Genomic DNA, 17914 nt, shown 5'->3' with positions numbered 1-17914 from the left:
TTTTTTTAGCTTTTCACTTACGATGGACATAAATACTTTGACAGAGTGTGATCTTAAGATGGACGCTCTCTAATAAAAAAGGCTATACATAAATCCGATTTTACGTCGCATTTATGTATAGCCTTTAGAACTATGCTTGTCTATCAAATTGTTGAATCATCTTATGCAATGCTTCCGATTGCTTTTTCAAACTTTGAGCCAAATGCTCTACCTGCTCGATAGCATAAGCTTGCTCCTCAGCGGCGCTACGAACTTCCTGTGCACCTGCTGACGTTTCTTCAGCAATGGCTGCAACTTCTTGTGATTGGCGAGCTGTCGTTTCAATATTATGCATTTGCTGTTCAATTAACGAGGAAATTTCAACAATTGCTGTTGCCATTTCATGTACGTTGGAAGCCATACCTTCAACGGCTGTCGTTGTTTCAGAAACGCGATCAGCTTCCTTCGTCGCAAATGCTACTTGTTCATTCATTTGTTTAACAACCACCTCTACATTTTGCTGCATGGACTGAATTAAAGCTGTAATACCTTGGACAGCTTTCGCACTTTCATCAGCCAAACCGCGAACTTCCTCAGCTACCACTGCGAAGCCCTTTCCATGCTCTCCTGCTCGTGCTGCTTCAATCGAGGCATTTAATGCCAGTAAATTTGTTTGTGCCGCAATGTCACCGACTAAGCTAATAATCCGTTCTACTTGGCCAGCATTTTCTTCAAGTGCATGAATACTTTTTAGTGCCTCATTATTACCTGTAGCAATTTGCTGAATACTATTCACTAATATTTCGATGGCCTTTGTTGTTGTCGATAAATTATGTAGAATCTCTTTTGATTGTGATGCTGATGCTTCTGCTCTACTATTTACTTCTGTTGCAAGAGCTCGCACATCTTCAATAGCTTCGGCAGTGTCTTGTACAGCTGTTGCAGATGCTTCTGCTCCTGCAGATATATGCTTCACAGTAGAGGCAATTCCTTCTGCCTTTCTAGTTGCCACTCCCGCCTCATCAGATAGCTGAATAATTGATTGATTTGTTTGCTGAAAGTTTTGATCGATACTTTCCACCATTTGACGCAGATTTAACACCATTTGTTGGAACGCCTCAGCAACGGATCGAATTTCATCATTTGTTTTAGGCATTTGCACATCCTGTCCAATTTTCCCCTCAGCTACAAGGATTGCTGAATGTTCGAGCTGCTGTAAAGGTTTGATTAAGATCACGCTTAACAACGCCGCTAATATACCTGACCATATAATACCTAATGCGTAGGTAATTACCTCAAAAACCATTCGATTCGTGTCTGGGAAGAAAGTAGGTTGTAAAAACTCAATGAATATAAAACTGACACTGTAGGTGATAAGCGCAAGTACACTAACAAATAATACCAATTTAAGCCGTAAACCAAATTGTTTTTTCATAGGGCCCCTCAATTCTTTTCAAGTTTTTGTATTAATTGATCAACTAATTCCTTTAATTCTGCAAATGTTGCTTCATATATTGCTTTATTGCCACCATAAGGATCTACTACATTTTCCAGACTGCCCTCATTTGTATATTCTTTCAAGGTAAATACTTTATGTTCAGCTTCTGGATAATTTGAAATCACGGCGTCTTTGTGAGCAGTCGTCATCGTTAAAATTAAGTCTGCCCATGCCATTTCTGTCATTGATAATTGCGTTGCAAAATGCTGATGTGACATTTGCGCTTCATTTAACACTAGTTGTGCATGTGCTGACATTTGTGCATTTGGCATGGCATAAATACCTGCTGAGCGCACCTCTACATTGTTGATTTGTTTATGTTTTAAAATAACTTCTGCCATCGGACTGCGACAAGTATTGCCTGTACAAACAAATAATATTTTCACACTTATCACTCTCCAATTTCATTTATTGTTGAATAGCTAGAATGCTCATGATAATAAATATAACGCCAGCAGCTATTTGAATTTTATTGCCAAAAAATACTTGGCTTCTACGGGCAATGACTAATGAACCATAAGCGCAAATTAGAGCGCTCAAGCCTGCACTCATGATAAAAATAGTTTTTTCTAAGTTAAGCATACCAAAAGAAACACTAACTGAAAAGGTATCTAGGCTTGCAGTCACAGCCAAAATTACAGGTGATATTGTTACTTTTTCATCTCGATGAGAGAATAATAGTAAATGCATACCAATACAAAATAATAAAATACTTGAAATCCATTGTCCCCATTCTAATAGAAATCGAACTAAATAGCTTCCTAGCTCAAAGCCTAACAACGGGAAAAGCATATGCAATGCTGCTGTCCATAATGACAAAAATAAGCGATATCTAACATTTGGCAGTAAGACATATAGACCAATCACATCAACAGACGTTAGTATACCTGCAAGAATTCCCTGCAAGAACGCACTCCTTCTCTCCCTAATATTTTATCATTTTATGCTCGAAAATACATTATTATCATAATTGTCCACAATAGTTTTTCTTTTATATTTTGTAATGATAAACAAAAAGGACAAAAGACATGATTTATATCAATGTCTTTTGTCGCTAATGTACCTGAACTATATTCATTTATAATGAATACCATTTGCCTCCAGAGGCCTTTTCAAGTCTATTCATGATAGCTGCTCCTACACCTTCTGTTGAGGTTGTTGTTGCTAATATAATGGTAGCGGCGGTTTTATCACATGCTCTAAGTGCATTGTATAAGTTCGCACCCATTTCTTGTTTACTTCCAGCTTCACCAATTGAGAAGTAAAAATCAGCTTTGATATCTTCAAAATTCACTGGTGCAAGCAATGCTACTACATGTCCTTCTCGCTGCATTCGCTGAACAGCCTCGCTGACTTTCTCATAATGACAATCTATTAAATACACAGGAGCATTTGGAGCATAATGTGTATATTTCATGCCTGGTGCTTTAGGCGTTGTTTCTAGCTTCTGCTCTATATTGGTTGGTTGAATAACGGGACCTATCTTCGCCTCAAGCATTTCCTTTGTAATGCCACCCGGACGTAAAATTACTGGAGGTTCATGTGTCACATCTAACACAGTAGATTCAAGCCCAATGCCTGTAGAACCTCCATCCAAAATATAAGGTATGTATCCTCCCAAATCATCTAATACATGGACTGCCTCTGTAGGGCTTGGTTTACCGCTACGATTGGCACTTGGTGCAGCAAGCGGTTTTTGAAGCTGCTGTAGCAATGCAAGTGCTACTGGATGATTCGGCATTCGAATGCCCACTGTTGATAACCCAGCTGTGACACTTTGTGCTAAAACATTTGGCTTTGCTGGCATTACAAGCGTTAAGGGGCCGGGCCAAAAGAAATCCATGCACTGTTTGGCTACTTCAGAAATTTGATCGATATAAATGGCTACTTCCTCTTTTGTCCCCACATGGACAATTAAAGGATTATCTGAAGGTCGGCCTTTTGCTTCAAATATCTTTTTCACTGCCAAATCATTTGTGGCCACTGCTCCTAAGCCATAAACCGTTTCTGTCGGAAATGCTACTACCTCTCCCGCATTTAAGATATCCACAGCTTGTGTATAATTAATCTGACTATTCACATTACTGTCCACAACCTTGCAAACGGTTTCCATCATTAAAACCTACCTTCAATTATTGGTTTTTACTGAATTATCCACATAATGTTTATAACTTACGAAAAAATGTGTATAAGTTGTCTGAATTTGTGCACAATTCATTCAAAAAGTCCTTTAATCCATTCCCATATAAAGAATGTTACTTGCTCTTTTTCTTCTTTTACTTCTTCTTTTACTTCTTCTTTTTCAGGCTCACAAATAGATGGAAAGATACTGCACCACCAGTTATCCCCACGTGCATCACCAATCTTCACAACAATCGAGTGATACACATTTTGTGGATAGAGTATAGCACCTTGTCTTTTTGGTGGAAATAAGTTATCCCCAATGACAATCTGTGTATCCATCTGTGGATAATTTTCGCTCAATTCTGTTTCAATTTGTTGTTTTAGCGAAAGAATTTGCTCACTCCCTACATTGCCAGCAGTGGCTACTTGCATAAAGTATGGCTTTAATTCTTGGACAAGCTGCTCTTTCTCTAGCTGATCTTGTGTCGTATTACTGTTCGCAATAACACGTATACGAAAATCGTTTTCTTGCTCATCATTGGTAGCTTCCTTGGCAAAGCCTACTAATGATGGAATATATAAAATACATAATTGTAAAGCAATCGCGATTAATACTAGTCTAGCAAAAGCTAGAAAGATATTTTGTTTAGGTAATCTAATAATCTTGTATTCATTTAACATATAAATCCCTCCTTGCTCAACATTGTTGGCAAGATTAAGAAACTTTATACATGAATCTCACAAAAAATCATTCGAGGCTTACCGTTAATATCTTTTTCTATTGAAACTGTCGCATGTGGAAAACTATCTTGAAAGAATTTGGCTACTTGCTCACCTTGTGTATAACCGATTTCTAACCCAATCAATGCTGGTTTATTCATGTAGGCTGGTAGTTGCTCAGCTAATTTTCTATACAAAATCAGACCATCTTCCTCAGCAAATAGTGCACTATGTGGCTCATGCTCTAGTACAACATTCGACATTTCCTGTGCCTCATCAAAGGCAATATACGGTGGGTTTGATAAGACAACATCCAATTTTTCTCCTGCAAGTGGCGCTGTTAAATCGCCCAACCTAAAATCAATATCAGCCTCTAATCGTTGAGCATTTTTTTGCGCCGTCGCTAGTGCATCCTGTGATAAATCAGTGGCTATAACAGTTAGCGCTGAACATTCCAGTTTCATCGAAATAGCAATAGCTCCACTGCCTGTACCGATATCAGCCAACTTCAGGGTTTGTTGTGAAAAAAGTTTAGGCAGGCGATTGATTGTACCAAGTACTAGCTCCTCTGTTTCTGGCCGAGGAATTAAGACAGATTCATCGACTAGGAAGGAGCGGCCATAAAATTCTTCACTTCCAACACAATATTGTACAGGGCGGCCATTGACATGTTCTTCTATGAGCGCTTTAAATTTCACTTGCTGTGCTGCTGTTAATTCATCCTGTAAGTGCAACATAACTTCTGAATAACTTGTACCAAGTACATGTTGCATGACGATACGTGCTGCTGTTTGCTCACGACCATTATCCACTAAAAAAGAAGAAGCCCACTCTAGGGCCTCCATCACATTTTTATAAGTCATCATTTAATCGCTCTAACTTCGATGCTTGTTCTTCTAAAATAAGGGCATCGATAATCTCGCCTAGTCTTCCTTCGACGATTTGATCTAGTTTTTGAATCGTTAAACCTATACGGTGATCTGTTACACGGTTTTGTGGATAATTGTATGTGCGAATTCGCTCGGAGCGATCGCCTGAGCCTACAGCAGATTTACGTGTAGCATCAATTTCTTTTTGTGCTTCTTGCATATACATATCAGCAACACGAGCACGTAGAATTTTCATGGCTTTTTCACGATTTTTAATTTGTGAGCGTTCATCCTGCATCGAAACCACAACACCTGTTGGTAAATGGGTCATACGAACAGCAGACATCGTTGTATTTACAGATTGACCACCAGCACCTGAAGAGGCAAATGTATCTACACGAATATCCTTTTCATGGATTTCAACATCTACTTCCTCCACTTCAGGTAAACACGCAACTGTTGCCGTCGATGTATGAATACGACCTTGAGATTCGGTAGCAGGGACACGTTGTACGCGGTGTGCACCATTTTCGAATTTGAATTTTGAATAGGCTCCTTGTCCGTTAATCATAAAGATTACTTCTTTATAGCCGCCCATTGGGTTTGGTGTAGCTTCCATAATATCAATTTTCCAGCCTTGTGTTTCCGCATAGCGAGAGTACATACGGAATAAATCACCCGCAAAAATATTGGCCTCGTCACCACCAGCTGCTCCACGAATTTCCATGATAACGTTTTTATTATCATTAGGATCTTTAGGAATTAATAAAATGCGTAGACGTTCTTCTAGCTCTTCCTGCTGTGCTTTTAATAGGTTAAATTCTTCCTTTACCATCTCATGCATATCAGGATCTTTTTCACTATCTAACATTTCACGAGTATCTACTATCTGCTCTTTAACACTTTTATATTCACGATAAGTATCCACTGTTTCTTGGATATCTGATTGTTCCTTAGAATATTCACGTAATTTCTTACTATCATTCACAATATCCGGATCGCTCAAAAGCTCTGTTAGCCTTTCATAACGATCCTCCACTGCTTGTAATCGATCAAACATGGATTTCACCTCTATTTAGTTTTTTAAGGTATGCTCCTTTTTGACAAAGAAGCTTTTATTCAGTAATTACAATGTTTATTTCCACTACTTAGTATAAGAAAAATTTCGCATGTATGCTACTTTTTCTTAGCGTATCCACCTGTCTATTGGCTTTAAAGTGGTGGCTGTGCGTGACATTTTCGACAAACCGGATAATACGAGTCATTACCACCAATTTGAATTTGATCACCTGTGTAGACTGGCTTTCCACTTTCATCTACTCGTAAATTCATTGTTGCTTTTTTATGACAGAACCAGCAAATTGTTTTCATTTCCTCAATTTTATCTGCATATGTAAGCATGTATTGGCTACCTTCAAATAGCTCATTTTGAAAATCATTTTTTAAGCCAAAGCCCATCACGGGGATGTCCAATTTATCCACAATGTTAGCAAGTTGTAAAACATGTGCTTTTTTTAAAAATTGAACTTCATCCACAAGCACACAGTATGGCTTGACAGTATTGGATTCCACTAGTTCAAAAATATTTGTATCCTCATAAACAGGGATGGCTTGTTGGCGTAAACCTACTCGACTGGAAACAAAGCCAACCTCATCACGTGTATCTAAACCTGAAGTAAACATCATCACAGGCTTTTGTTGTTCTTCATAATTATGGGCAACTTTTAGAATTTCTATTGATTTTCCACTATTCATTGCACCATGTTTAAAATATAGCTGTGCCATTCTGTCTTCTCCCTTTCTCTATGTCAATGTGGATTTTGAAAGGTATTGCATCAACGTGTATTATTTACTGAAAAAAATACCTGCCAAGCGCATGCTTGGCAGGTATTAAACTAACATTAGTTTTTAAGACCGTATTTTTTGTTGAAACGATCCACGCGACCATCAGCAGACGCGAATTTTTGACGGCCAGTGTAGAATGGGTGACATTCGTTGCAGAACTCGACAACGATGTTTTCTTTTACTGAACCAGTTTTGAAAGTGTTCCCACAAGAGCAAGTTACTGTTGCTTCTTTGTAGTCTGGATGAATTCCTTGTTTCATATTCGTTTTCTCCTCTCGCCCTGAACCATCTGGAACAGAGTATTATCGAACTGTACCTTACATAGCCCGAATATGTCGACTACAAAATTTGCGTCGAAAGGGTCAGCTACATATGTACACGTTGCATACTTTTGAAGTATAGCATAGTCATTTTATTATTTTCAAGTAAAAAATATTAAAAACGAACCTTTCATCTTTCTTATCCACGAACTTCGCGATAATCATTGTCTACTAACCCAATTTGCTCGTTTCGTTCTTTGAAGCGAATATTATGTGATGACACATAGGCTACTTTCGGTGCATCTGGCTCCAAATATAGCTTGGCACTATTTAATGCTAGTATTCCATCCGTAAATGCACCTGCTATTAATCTTACTTTACTAGGATGATCAATAAAATCACCCGCTCCATAGACACCTTCAATGTTCGTTTCACGCTTCTCATTGACAATCGCTACTTCATCTTGGATGTTTAATCCCCATTCTTCAAGTGCACCATAATCACATTTCAAACCATGGTTGACAATGACAGCATCTACCTCTACTCGTTCACTTTCACCTGTCTCTTTATTGACTATGGACACATACTGAATTAAATCACCGTCACCATGCAATTGAACAACCTCATATGGCGTTTTTACACGAACTGAGGATTCTTTCATGCGCAAGACATTTTTTTCATGGCCGCCAAAATCATCTCGGCGATGAACGACTGTAACACTTGCAGCAATTGGCTCTAGCTCATTTGCCCAATCAACTGCAGAATTACCACCACCTGAAATTAACACATGCTTGTGTCGGAAAATCTCTAGTTCCTGTACTGTATAATGTAAATTTGTTACTTCAAATCGGTCTGCTCCTTCTATTTCAAGCTTTTGCATAGAAAGAACACCATACCCCACTGCTAAAATAACTGTTTTCGAAAAATGCTTCTCACCTGTAGAAGATGTCAACATAAATGTTCCATCCTGTTGCTTTTCTAATTTTTCCACCTTTTGATTTAAAACAATTGTAGGATCGAATGTTTTAGCTTGCTCAACAAGTTGTTTAATCAGCTGTCCCCCTAAAATAGGTGTTACTCCGCCGACATCCCAAATCATTTTTTCAGGATAAATTAACATACGACCGCCAAGCTGTGAGCTGTATTCAATAATTTTCGTTTTTAAATCTCGCATCCCACTATAAAAGGCAGTATAAAGCCCAGCTGGACCACCACCAACAATCGTTACATCATATAGTTCTTCTGACATTTCCGTTCTCCATCCCCTTCTGTCTCGATTCGATCATACAGTTTTGAGGTTGTGTTAAGCTACTGCCTGTCTATTCTTTCCGACGAGGATCATACTATTCACACACCATCCACAAACTATAGTTACTCTTTCAATCGCGCCAATAAATATAAGAAATAAGGTGCTCCTAAAACAGCAACCACAATCCCCGCTGGAATTTCTGAAGGCTCTAATATAGAACGACCGATTGTATCTGCCATCAACACTAAAAATCCTCCTAACAGAGCTGCAGTTGGCAGTAAAAACTGATGTTTAGCGCCAACAAGTTGTCGAGCTAAATGTGGTGCAACAAGACCCACGAAACCAATGCCTCCACTTACAGAAACACTAGCTCCAGCTAAACCAACAGCAGCAGCCAATAACCAACGGCGCTCTTTTTCAATAGAGGCACCTAGCCCTACAGCTGTTAATTCGCCTAGATTTAGTACGTTTAATACCCGTGATTTTGCATAAACAAAAGGCAATAAGATAATTAACCATGGTAACAGCGACAGCACAAATCGCCAATTCGAGCCCCAAATGCTACCTGCTAGCCATGTCGCTACAAATTGATAATTTTCTGGTGATAGGCGTAGTGTTAGCACAATCATAGCCGAGCTAATCCCTGCTGCTACAGCTACCCCTGTTAAAATTAAACGCATTGGTGTAATACCTTCATGTCGTCTATAAGAAAGTGAATAAATCAGAACAGCTGTCAAACCTGCCCCTACAAAAGCCAGTACTGGCAGTAAATAAACAGGTGCTGCTTTCGTAGTTGGGAAAAATGATACATAGAGCATGACAGCAAGTCCTGCCCCAGCATTAATCCCTAAGATTCCTGGATCCGCTAAAGCATTTTTGGAAATGCCCTGTAAAATAGCGCCTGAAACCGCTAAGCCCATACCTACTAACACAGCAATCACAATTCTAGGAAGTCTGAACTCAAATAATATAAGTTGCTGTTGTGCATCACCTTGACCAAAAAGTGTGCGCAGAACTTCCATTGGCGTCAGTTTAATAACGCCAGTATTCATACTAATAATAAAGGTAATAATGATTAACACAATGAGTGTAACAAGGATGGAGAAATTTTTTCTTTTCGCCTTAAGCTGACTCGGTGTTAAATAGCTGTTACTCATAGTTCTTTCCCTCCTTTACGTGCTAAATAAAGGAAGAATGGTACACCGATAAAGGCAATTAGTGCGCCAATCGGTGTTTCATAAGGTGGATTGATAATACGTGCTACTAAATCAGCTAACACAACAAGCAATGCCCCATATACTATAGAACAAGAGATAATCCAGCGATAATCATGTCCAACTATGTATCTCGTTAAATGAGGGATAATTAACCCTACAAAACCAACCGCACCGACAACAGACACGGCTGCACCTGCTAAAACTAAAACAATGATCATTCCCCATACTTTTACAACTGCTGTACGTTGCCCAAGTCCAACTGCAATTTCCTCACCTAAGCTCAGTACAGTGATTGAACGTGATAGGATAAGCGCTCCTATCATCGCAATAAAGATCCATGGGGATAATATTTGTAGATGACTCCATTTTGTACCTGAAACACCGCCAGCATACCAAAATGCTAGGTCTTGTCCAATACGATAATAAAGTGCAATCCCTTCTCCTAACGCTCCAAGCAATGCACTAACAGCTGCACCTGCTAGAACTAGCCGCATCGGTGTTAAGCCACCTTTTGACAGTGAGCCAATACCATAAACAATGGCTACGCCAAGACCTGCGCCTACAAAGGACCATAAAATTAAATACATGTAAGGCAGACCAGGGAAGAAGGCAAAGCACAATGCTAACATAAAGGCCGCTCCAGAGTTCAGACCAAGTAGCCCCGAGTCTGCTAATGGGTTACGTGTCATCCCCTGCATAATAGCACCCGCTACTGCAAAGCTTGCACCTACTAATGCTGCTCCAAGTACTCGAGGTAAGCGAATATCATGGATAATTTGATGTGTTGTTAATTCTGGTGAAAAATGGGTAACTGCTGTCCAAACAGTACCCAATGAAATATCTGCTGCTCCAAAAGAAATCGATAAGCCAATGGCAAATATTAATCCAATTACTCCTACGATTAAAGCCACTACTCCACGGATCGGATGAGATCGTTTCTGTAGCTCCTCTAAATCGTTGAGCTCTCCTACTCCTGTCGACGTAGTCATTTTACTTCCTCCTCATAACTTTCAATTAAACTTTTATTCCTTCATGTCGTACAACTGATAAGATAGGCAGATTGGATTTTTACTATATGGACAAACAGCCATTTCTGCATCGATATTAAATACTTTTTGTAGATTTTCCTTTGTCATCACTTCTTTTGGACTACCGTTCACCATTAAATCGCCGTCTCTCATAGCCATTATGAAGTGGGAGAATCGTGACGCATGATTTAAATCATGCAAGACCATGATAATTGTTCGTCCTTCTTCCTTATTTAGTTTTTGCAGTAGCAATAATATATCTAGCTGGTGCGCTAAATCTAAATAAGTTGTTGGTTCATCCAGTACTAAAATATCCGTGCCTTGCGCCAATGCCATAGCAATCCATACTCTCTGACGCTGGCCACCTGATAATGCTTCAATTGGTCGATCACTAAATTCTCTTAGCCCCGTTACATCAATCGCCCAGTGGATATATTCGTAGTCTTCCTTTTGCAAGGAACCAAACCCAACTTGGTGAGGAAAGCGACCATATGATACCAATTCAAAAACCGTTAATCCTCCGGGTGCTGTTGCTGTTTGAGGTAAAATAGCCATTCTTTTGGCCACATCTTTCGTTTTTAATTGATGTATCGCCTTGCCATCTAAATAGACAGCTCCATTTTGTGTTCGTAATACACGGGCAACAGCCTTTAATAAAGTAGACTTGCCACAACCATTTGGGCCGATGATTGTGGAGATTTGCCCTTTAGGAATCTCCACACTTAAATCGTTGACGATGAGCGCTGAAGAATAACCAATCGCAACATGATCTATTTCGAGTACTGACATCTTTAACTTCCTTTCATTTTTGAGAATGCGTTCCACTCTTACATTTGTAAACCAAATTGAGCTGTATACAAGCCATAGTAAGCATTTTGGCGTTCCATTAATTGCTCGTGTGTACCTTCTTCAATGATGCCCTTTTTCGACACAACGACAATTCTGTCTGCATCCTTAATTGTTGCTAATCGGTGAGCAATCACTAATGTAGTACGTCCAATGGAAAGTTCATTTAATGCCTGTTGGATAGCTTGTTCAGTTTCTGTATCCAATGCAGATGTTGCTTCATCTAGTATTAAGATTTTTGGGTTTTTCAAGAAAATACGGGCAATGGATAATCTTTGCTTTTGACCACCTGATAATTTCACACCACGCTCACCAATTAATGTATCCATACCTTCAGGTAGAGCATTGATGACATCCGTCAGTTGCGCTCGTTGTGCTGCATACCAAATATCTTCTTCACTGGCATTTAAATCACCATAGGCAATATTTTCACGAATGGTACCATCGAATAAAAAGACATCCTGCTGGACAATCCCAATATGCGAACGTAAGGAATGCAGTTTAAAATCGCGTATATCCATACCATCAATACTAATGGATCCTTCATTGACTTCATAAAAACGTGGCAATAAACTACAGATTGTTGATTTCCCTGCACCAGATGGACCTACCAAGGCAACGGTTTCGCCAGGATTTACTTTTAAATTAATATGATGTAGGGCACGGTTATTGGCAGCATAGCCAAACGATACATCGGAGAAAGTAATTTCGCCATTAATTTCATCAACCATTTTTGCCTCTGGACGATCCGCAATTTCAGGTTCCGTTTCTAAAAATTCGATATAGCGTCTAAATCCTGCCATACCTTTCGGATAGCTTTCTATAAACATATTAATTTTGTTAATTGGGCCTAAAAGAATACCTGATAGTAAAATAAATGCGATAAAATCTCCATTTGTTATATGTCCATTTAAAACAAAATACGCTCCTACAAATAAAGTAAAGAGTGATAATACTTTAGTGAGTATGCCTGAAATAGCCTCATTCCAAGCCATTACTTTATAGGAGAACAGCTTTGTCATACGGAATCGTTCATTATTTACTTTAAAGCGTTTAATCTCATGATCTTCATTTGTGAAAGCCTGTACCACACGAATACCACTTACATTATTTTCAACTCGCGCATTGAAATCTGCGATATCTCCGAACATTTGACGGAATGCTTTGGACATTAACTTCCCAAAAATAATCGTTAAAATTAAAATGATCGGTACAAGTAAGAAAATAAGAATTGTAAAGGTTGGATCAATATAGTACATAACCCCAAACGTCCCAATAATCGTCATTGCCGCAATAAAAATATCCTCTGGACCATGGTGAGCAAGTTCACCAATATCCATTAAATCGTTCGTTAATCGAGAAACAAGATGCCCTGTTTTATTGTTATCAAAATATCGGAAAGATAGTTTTTGCACATGGCTAAAGGATTCCTTCCTCATATCTGTTTCAATATTAATCCCTAGCATATGCCCCCAGTACGATACGATAAAGTGAAGAATAGAATTGAAAATATATAGACCAAACAGCAATAAACTTGCCATAAGAATCCATTTTAATTCCCCATCTGGCAGAATATCATCAATTACTTTATTTAAAACAAGTGGAAATGCCAGCTCGATTAGTGCCACTAATATCGCACAGCTAAAATCTAAAATGAATAAACCTTTATAGGGTTTATAATATGAAAAAAAGCGCCTTAATAACATGTTGCAACCTCCTATGGTAATGTCATTTTCGTATCTAATAAATGAGCTATCTGATTCTACATACAGATAGCTCACATGTTTTCACAGTTATTGTTGCTGAGCCTTCGTAAAATCAACTATTTTGTCAGCTAATTCTTCAGCTTGGTGTAAGCCAGAAAGCGGATCAGAAGCAAAATAATATTCAGATGGAAGCTCTAATACTTGATTATTTTTAACGACATCTAAATTTGTCCACGTTGCTGGCAACTGGCCATCTTTGTTAAAGAAATTAATCATGAAGTTATAGTCACCTACATAATCACCTACTACTTCATAGGAAATCTCATAACGTCCATTACTTGCTTCCTTTGTATCAAAAATCTCCTGCACCTTTTCTTGAGGTTTCATGCCCAAAATTTGATAGAGTGCTCTACCGCCTGATACACTTGATTGCCCTACAATCGTTGCATTTTTTTCAAACATTTCATAAATAGTAAATGTGGATCCTTCTGGAATCACATCCATGATTTTTTCCTTAGCTTTTGCTATACGGTCTTCAAATTCTTTTGTAAATTTTTCAGCCTCTGCTTGTCTTCCTAAGTAATTTCCCATTGCCTCAATCTCCTCCATTGCTGATTGATGAGCATCTTCAGCGAAGACAATTGTCGGGGCAATTTTTTCATATTTCGCTACATCTTCCACATTCCAAGTAATAATCAGGTCTGGCTTTAACTCTAAAACTTTTTCTAATGATACCTTACCATCTGTACCAATATTCGTAATTTCCCCATCCTTATAGTGTTGCTTTAAGAAAGCTGCATAATCAAGGTTAGCCGTTACGCCTCCAACTGGTACAACATCTAACGCTAAAATTTGCCCAAGATACCAATCGGTTACGATTCTCTCTGCCTTCACTGGAATTTCAACTTCGCGTCCACTATCATCTGTTACGGTTCTAGTCACTGCCGTATCAGACAAAGTTTGTTCGTCAACCTTAGATTGGCTCGTATCTTCATTACATGCTGCCAGTAAAACAATCAGGCTTAGTAAAAAAGGTAGCTTTATATGCTGAATCATCTTTCTCATCATGATTTCATTTTCTCCATTCTCAAATCGTTTTGCTTGCGCGAGCTGATTATTATTGTATTGAAAATGATTCTCATTTGTAATGGCAATTTCGGACATACTAGCTGTATATTTCAGCCTAAAGCTACTTGGAGCCATATTTGTTGCTTTTTTAAAAGCACGACTAAAATAATATTCATCTTCAAAACCAAGAGAAATGGCAATTTCTTTAATGCCATATTGATTGGTTAATAAATACTGCTTAGCTTGCTCTATTCTCAATTGCTGTAAATAAATTTGTGGACCTATTTCATAACGCGCTTTAAAGATGCGTAATAAATGCCGTGTACTAATCTGAAGCATATCTGCTAATGTCTGTATAGATAGTGGTTGATGAATGTGTTGCTTAATAAACAATCGTGCAGCTTCTGCCTTATCCATCTCATGTGGTTTACCTTGCCCTTCCGCTAATTCTCGAAAGACATGATAGACAAGCTCATAGAAGGAGGCCCTTACAGATAAATGCTCCTGAATGGAACCAGATTGCCATTTACTGTACATATCTTGAAGGATACTGTGAATGACGATCGGATTAGCGGGTACACATGAAAAATGTGTTTGAAATGGTTGATAATGCATGTGCAAATGTTGCATAAAAGCATCTTTGTACATGACATCCCCCTTATAGCTAATGAGAAAGTAGCTAACACTCTGTTGTGCTGTAATCTGAAGGCATTGAGATTTTCCTATATGAAAAATACTGAAGCGCTGCACGTGATAGGGTTGATCATCAATGACAACCTGTGCACCACCTCCTGTGACAATAAGAAACGAGCTATATGTTAAAACCTTTGACACATGAACATCTGATTTATTTATGTAATCGATTTGCTTCAACTGGATAAATGCATTTTGCCAAAGAAGCATATAAGCGTCATAATTCATCTTCGTCTCCTTCAATAAACATACTTTATAGCCTCATTATATTGATAATGATTATCAATTTCAATATACATTTATAAAATAAAACATATACAAAAATACCTGCCAAGCGCGAACTTGGCAGGTATTAAACAAACAATTGTTTTTAAAGCCTCTTTTTATTCAAAGGATCATCCAGACGCCAAATTTTAACGTCTAATATGAATGAGGGTCCTTCGTTGCAGAACAAGACAACAATACTAGAAGGTTGCTTCTTTTTGATAAAATAACTTGTCCATGTGTTAGTGCCATATGGATACGTATTTGTGAACTGTCTTCTCTTCAATAATTTTCTTTGAAGCTATTAATTTCTTATATTAAAAAACTTAAATAGTCCCCTATTGTTGAGTCAATAATAAAAGAGAAGATAATTGAAGTTAAGATAGCTGTTACAACTAGATAAAAAATAAAACTATAGAAATTATCAATAATTTTAGATGTATTACTCAATAATTTAACCATAACAAAAATAGGTATGATCCCGATAGCTAACACAAATCCAATATATAACATAATCATGGAATATGTATAAGATTTCAACAAGCCAAATAAAATACTTAAAATCGTAACTGCAATAGGAAGAGCGTAGTAACTTCCTATTTTACTAATCACATTTGTAAAACTGAGGTTTTCAGAAAATAATTTTGAAGTTAAGAATATGGCTAATACGTTTATCGCCATTAGTAAAATTAGAAATAATGACACATATAGAATCACTTGAATTATAGAAGGTCCATAACTTTCGAAAAGCCCAAACGTCCGTGAAGTGAAACTTTTTATTAATAAAAATACAGATAAAGCCGTAATTAAAACATAGATAATCATACTAGTAAGATTATTTTTCCAAGCTATTTCTACATTAAAATCTGCAGATGGTTTTTTTAATTGTTCTAGAAAATGATTAAAGTATAATTTAGATTGTTTTTTTAATAATTCAATTTGATCACTACTGTGCGAAGTTTCCTGAGCAGCCTGTCCGGCTTGTGGCTGCGGCTGATTTTGATAATCCGTCATATTATTTATTGTTGCTGCTTGTTCAAGAGCAGCGCTTTCTAGTGGAGTCCCGCATTTCCCACAGAATTTTCCATCCTCCTGCGAATGTCCACATGTTAAACAATTTTTCATCTACACATACCTCACTATAATTTTGTCTTTTTCGTATCTAAATCCACAATTTCATCAATAAAGTATTTTCCATTTTCAAATGAGAAAATATATTTCTTTTTACGTTCATAGTTAATAGAACCTTCTTTATCTGAAGAATAATTAAAAGTTTCATATGACTGTAACTCAAATTGTTTATCTGATAATGTATTAAATGATATTATTTCATTTAACAAAAATTCATAGTTATAGCCAGGAATATTATCATGATCCGTTACAAATTTCGCATAATCTTTTTTTATTTTACTTCCTTCTCTGAAATAATCACCTATGTAATCAAAATTTGTGTATCGAATAGCAGAGGAATAGTCTGAGCGGAAATTTTTATAAATATCCCTTATGATATCTTCATGTTCTGCTAATTTTTGTTCCGTTCGAATATGTTCAAATGGTAAATAAATAGTATCACTATCTAGTGGCAATACATCTGACTTTACCGTTTTACCATCCTTATCTTGACTTTGTGCATAAACTTCTATTTTACTATTTAGTTTCGCAGGATAAAGCTCTCTTAATTCACTTACTTTTTTTTCAGTCGATTTTCCATTTACATATAAAATCGCATCCTCTAAATCGGAGTCTACAGATACTGTTTGGAAACCCCAGTCTACATCAATTTGTGCAATATTGTCTGCTTGTGCTTCAAGCATTAGTTTTCCTTCGTCTGCTAAAGGTATATAACCACCTTCATAACTATAAGACCAAGCATACTCTCCTGGAATATAGTGACCAAATCCTACATTTTCCTCATCACTCTTACTGACAATTTCCTTATCCCCAAACTGTAAAGTCATATTTTTAAAAGGTGCATAAATAAACACTTCAGTCGGAATAATGATGAATTCAACCCTGTCATACAACCCAAATAAAATAGGTTTACTATGTACAGAAATAAATTCACCCCCATTGTATATAATATCTGGATTTTCATTATTCATAATACGTTCTACTTCATATGTAAGTTGATTTCTCAAATTTGTCCAACCGTACTCTTTAACAATCGCATAAAAATTTTGAGCATCTGCTACAGTGCCCTCTTTAACTTCAAACTCTTGAAAGAAAGCATCTTTATCTTGATTATTATACGCATCATTCATCGCACTAATCTGCTTAGTTGGCTCATAAATGCTACTTAAAACGAAATGTGTAATAGCAAGAACTAATAGTAGGACACTTGAGATAGAAAATATCCATTTCTGTTTTTTAGTCATTTTTTTACGATGCTTCTTTTGAGCACTTAGTTTTGGTTCAATTTTCATAGATGTTTTATCTTGTACATCGCTAAGACTATTACCACAATTTGTACAATACAATACTTCTTCACTATTTTTTTCACCACAACTTATGCAAAATCTCATTAAAAATCACCATTCCTTATGTATAA

The 17914-nt window shown here is 37.3% G+C and carries 17 protein-coding genes; all 17 read right to left on the bottom strand.

Translation table 11 applies throughout. The features are described from left to right. Positions 1–130: 130 nt before the first annotated feature. Entirely contained in the window at positions 131–1414 is a 1284-nt protein-coding gene (locus NST76_RS02690; protein ID WP_058843798.1) for a HAMP domain-containing methyl-accepting chemotaxis protein, read from the bottom strand. 8 nt (positions 1415–1422) lie between these two features. Further along, positions 1423–1863 (bottom strand): low molecular weight protein arginine phosphatase, encoded by a 441-nt coding sequence (locus NST76_RS02685; protein ID WP_089933002.1) that lies wholly within the window; start codon positions 1861–1863, stop codon positions 1423–1425. A 22-nt stretch (positions 1864–1885) separates the two neighbouring features. Then, on the bottom strand, positions 1886–2383 hold the full coding sequence (locus tag NST76_RS02680; RefSeq protein WP_036123667.1) for a manganese efflux pump: 498 nt from the start codon (positions 2381–2383) through the stop codon (positions 1886–1888). Positions 2384–2555: 172 nt separating this feature from the next. Next, on the bottom strand, positions 2556–3590 hold the full coding sequence (locus NST76_RS02675; RefSeq protein WP_036123693.1) for an L-threonylcarbamoyladenylate synthase: 1035 nt from the start codon (positions 3588–3590) through the stop codon (positions 2556–2558). A gap of 101 nt (positions 3591–3691) precedes the next feature. Then, positions 3692–4282, bottom strand: a complete 591-nt coding sequence (locus NST76_RS02670) for a stage II sporulation protein R (protein WP_271912349.1) — start codon at positions 4280–4282, stop codon at positions 3692–3694. A 44-nt stretch (positions 4283–4326) separates the two neighbouring features. Further along, entirely contained in the window at positions 4327–5187 is an 861-nt protein-coding gene (prmC, locus tag NST76_RS02665; protein ID WP_271912348.1) for a peptide chain release factor N(5)-glutamine methyltransferase, read from the bottom strand. Continuing rightward, positions 5174–6250 carry a peptide chain release factor 1 gene (prfA, locus tag NST76_RS02660; protein ID WP_036123674.1) on the bottom strand — a complete coding sequence of 359 codons (1077 nt, stop codon included), beginning with the start codon at positions 6248–6250 and terminating at the stop codon, positions 5174–5176. The genes prmC and prfA overlap by 14 nt, the downstream gene beginning before the upstream one ends. Positions 6251–6402: 152 nt before the next feature. Continuing rightward, positions 6403–6975, bottom strand: coding sequence for a thymidine kinase (locus NST76_RS02655; RefSeq protein ID WP_036123677.1), 573 nt, complete (start codon positions 6973–6975; stop codon positions 6403–6405). A gap of 116 nt (positions 6976–7091) precedes the next feature. Next, positions 7092–7295: a 50S ribosomal protein L31 gene (gene rpmE, locus NST76_RS02650; RefSeq protein WP_004269457.1), complete on the bottom strand. Its 204-nt coding sequence runs from the start codon at positions 7293–7295 to the stop codon at positions 7092–7094. A gap of 199 nt (positions 7296–7494) precedes the next feature. After that, on the bottom strand, positions 7495–8544 hold the full coding sequence (locus NST76_RS02645; RefSeq protein ID WP_036123680.1) for an NAD(P)/FAD-dependent oxidoreductase: 1050 nt from the start codon (positions 8542–8544) through the stop codon (positions 7495–7497). A 122-nt stretch (positions 8545–8666) separates the two neighbouring features. Next, positions 8667–9701, bottom strand: coding sequence for an iron ABC transporter permease (locus NST76_RS02640; protein ID WP_036123683.1), 1035 nt, complete (start codon positions 9699–9701; stop codon positions 8667–8669). Beyond that, positions 9698–10750 (bottom strand): iron ABC transporter permease, encoded by a 1053-nt coding sequence (locus NST76_RS02635; RefSeq protein ID WP_036123687.1) that lies wholly within the window; start codon positions 10748–10750, stop codon positions 9698–9700. Before NST76_RS02635 ends, NST76_RS02640 begins: the two co-directional genes overlap by 4 nt. 33 nt (positions 10751–10783) lie before the next feature. Next, positions 10784–11578: an ABC transporter ATP-binding protein gene (locus tag NST76_RS02630; RefSeq protein ID WP_036123689.1), complete on the bottom strand. Its 795-nt coding sequence runs from the start codon at positions 11576–11578 to the stop codon at positions 10784–10786. 38 nt (positions 11579–11616) lie between these two features. Beyond that, positions 11617–13341 (bottom strand): ABC transporter ATP-binding protein, encoded by a 1725-nt coding sequence (locus tag NST76_RS02625; protein WP_036123690.1) that lies wholly within the window; start codon positions 13339–13341, stop codon positions 11617–11619. Positions 13342–13428: 87 nt separating this feature from the next. Further along, positions 13429–15330, bottom strand: coding sequence for a helix-turn-helix domain-containing protein (locus NST76_RS02620; protein ID WP_058843792.1), 1902 nt, complete (start codon positions 15328–15330; stop codon positions 13429–13431). A 348-nt stretch (positions 15331–15678) separates the two neighbouring features. After that, complete coding sequence (locus NST76_RS02615) at positions 15679–16491, bottom strand: zinc ribbon domain-containing protein (protein ID WP_058843791.1); 813 nt, start codon at positions 16489–16491, stop codon at positions 15679–15681. Positions 16492–16505: 14 nt separating this feature from the next. After that, positions 16506–17789, bottom strand: coding sequence for a hypothetical protein (locus NST76_RS02610; RefSeq protein ID WP_139149516.1), 1284 nt, complete (start codon positions 17787–17789; stop codon positions 16506–16508). Positions 17790–17914: the final 125 nt, after the last annotated feature.

This window comes from Lysinibacillus sp. FSL W7-1291 (assembly GCF_038593415.1).
Lineage (GTDB): Bacteria > Bacillota > Bacilli > Bacillales_A > Planococcaceae > Lysinibacillus > Lysinibacillus fusiformis_D.
This window is presented reverse-complemented; position numbering and strand designations above follow the sequence as displayed.

Bases quoted from the DNA above. Each gene is read 5' to 3' on its own strand.
- NST76_RS02690 (WP_058843798.1), bottom strand. From the start codon at position 1,414: ATGAAAAAACAATTTGGTTTACGGCTTAAATTGGTATTATTTGTTAGT.
- NST76_RS02675 (WP_036123693.1), bottom strand. From the start codon at position 3,590: ATGGAAACCGTTTGCAAGGTTGTGGACAGTAATGTGAATAGTCAGATT.
- NST76_RS02670 (WP_271912349.1), bottom strand. From the start codon at position 4,282: ATGTTAAATGAATACAAGATTATTAGATTACCTAAACAAAATATCTTT.
- prmC (WP_271912348.1), bottom strand. From the start codon at position 5,187: ATGATGACTTATAAAAATGTGATGGAGGCCCTAGAGTGGGCTTCTTCT.
- prfA (WP_036123674.1), bottom strand. From the start codon at position 6,250: ATGTTTGATCGATTACAAGCAGTGGAGGATCGTTATGAAAGGCTAACA.
- NST76_RS02655 (WP_036123677.1), bottom strand. From the start codon at position 6,975: ATGGCACAGCTATATTTTAAACATGGTGCAATGAATAGTGGAAAATCA.
- rpmE (WP_004269457.1), bottom strand. From the start codon at position 7,295: ATGAAACAAGGAATTCATCCAGACTACAAAGAAGCAACAGTAACTTGC.
- NST76_RS02645 (WP_036123680.1), bottom strand. From the start codon at position 8,544: ATGTCAGAAGAACTATATGATGTAACGATTGTTGGTGGTGGTCCAGCT.
- NST76_RS02640 (WP_036123683.1), bottom strand. From the start codon at position 9,701: ATGAGTAACAGCTATTTAACACCGAGTCAGCTTAAGGCGAAAAGAAAA.
- NST76_RS02635 (WP_036123687.1), bottom strand. From the start codon at position 10,750: ATGACTACGTCGACAGGAGTAGGAGAGCTCAACGATTTAGAGGAGCTA.
- NST76_RS02630 (WP_036123689.1), bottom strand. From the start codon at position 11,578: ATGTCAGTACTCGAAATAGATCATGTTGCGATTGGTTATTCTTCAGCG.
- NST76_RS02625 (WP_036123690.1), bottom strand. From the start codon at position 13,341: ATGTTATTAAGGCGCTTTTTTTCATATTATAAACCCTATAAAGGTTTA.
- NST76_RS02620 (WP_058843792.1), bottom strand. From the start codon at position 15,330: ATGAATTATGACGCTTATATGCTTCTTTGGCAAAATGCATTTATCCAG.
- NST76_RS02615 (WP_058843791.1), bottom strand. From the start codon at position 16,491: ATGAAAAATTGTTTAACATGTGGACATTCGCAGGAGGATGGAAAATTC.
- NST76_RS02610 (WP_139149516.1), bottom strand. From the start codon at position 17,789: ATGAAAATTGAACCAAAACTAAGTGCTCAAAAGAAGCATCGTAAAAAA.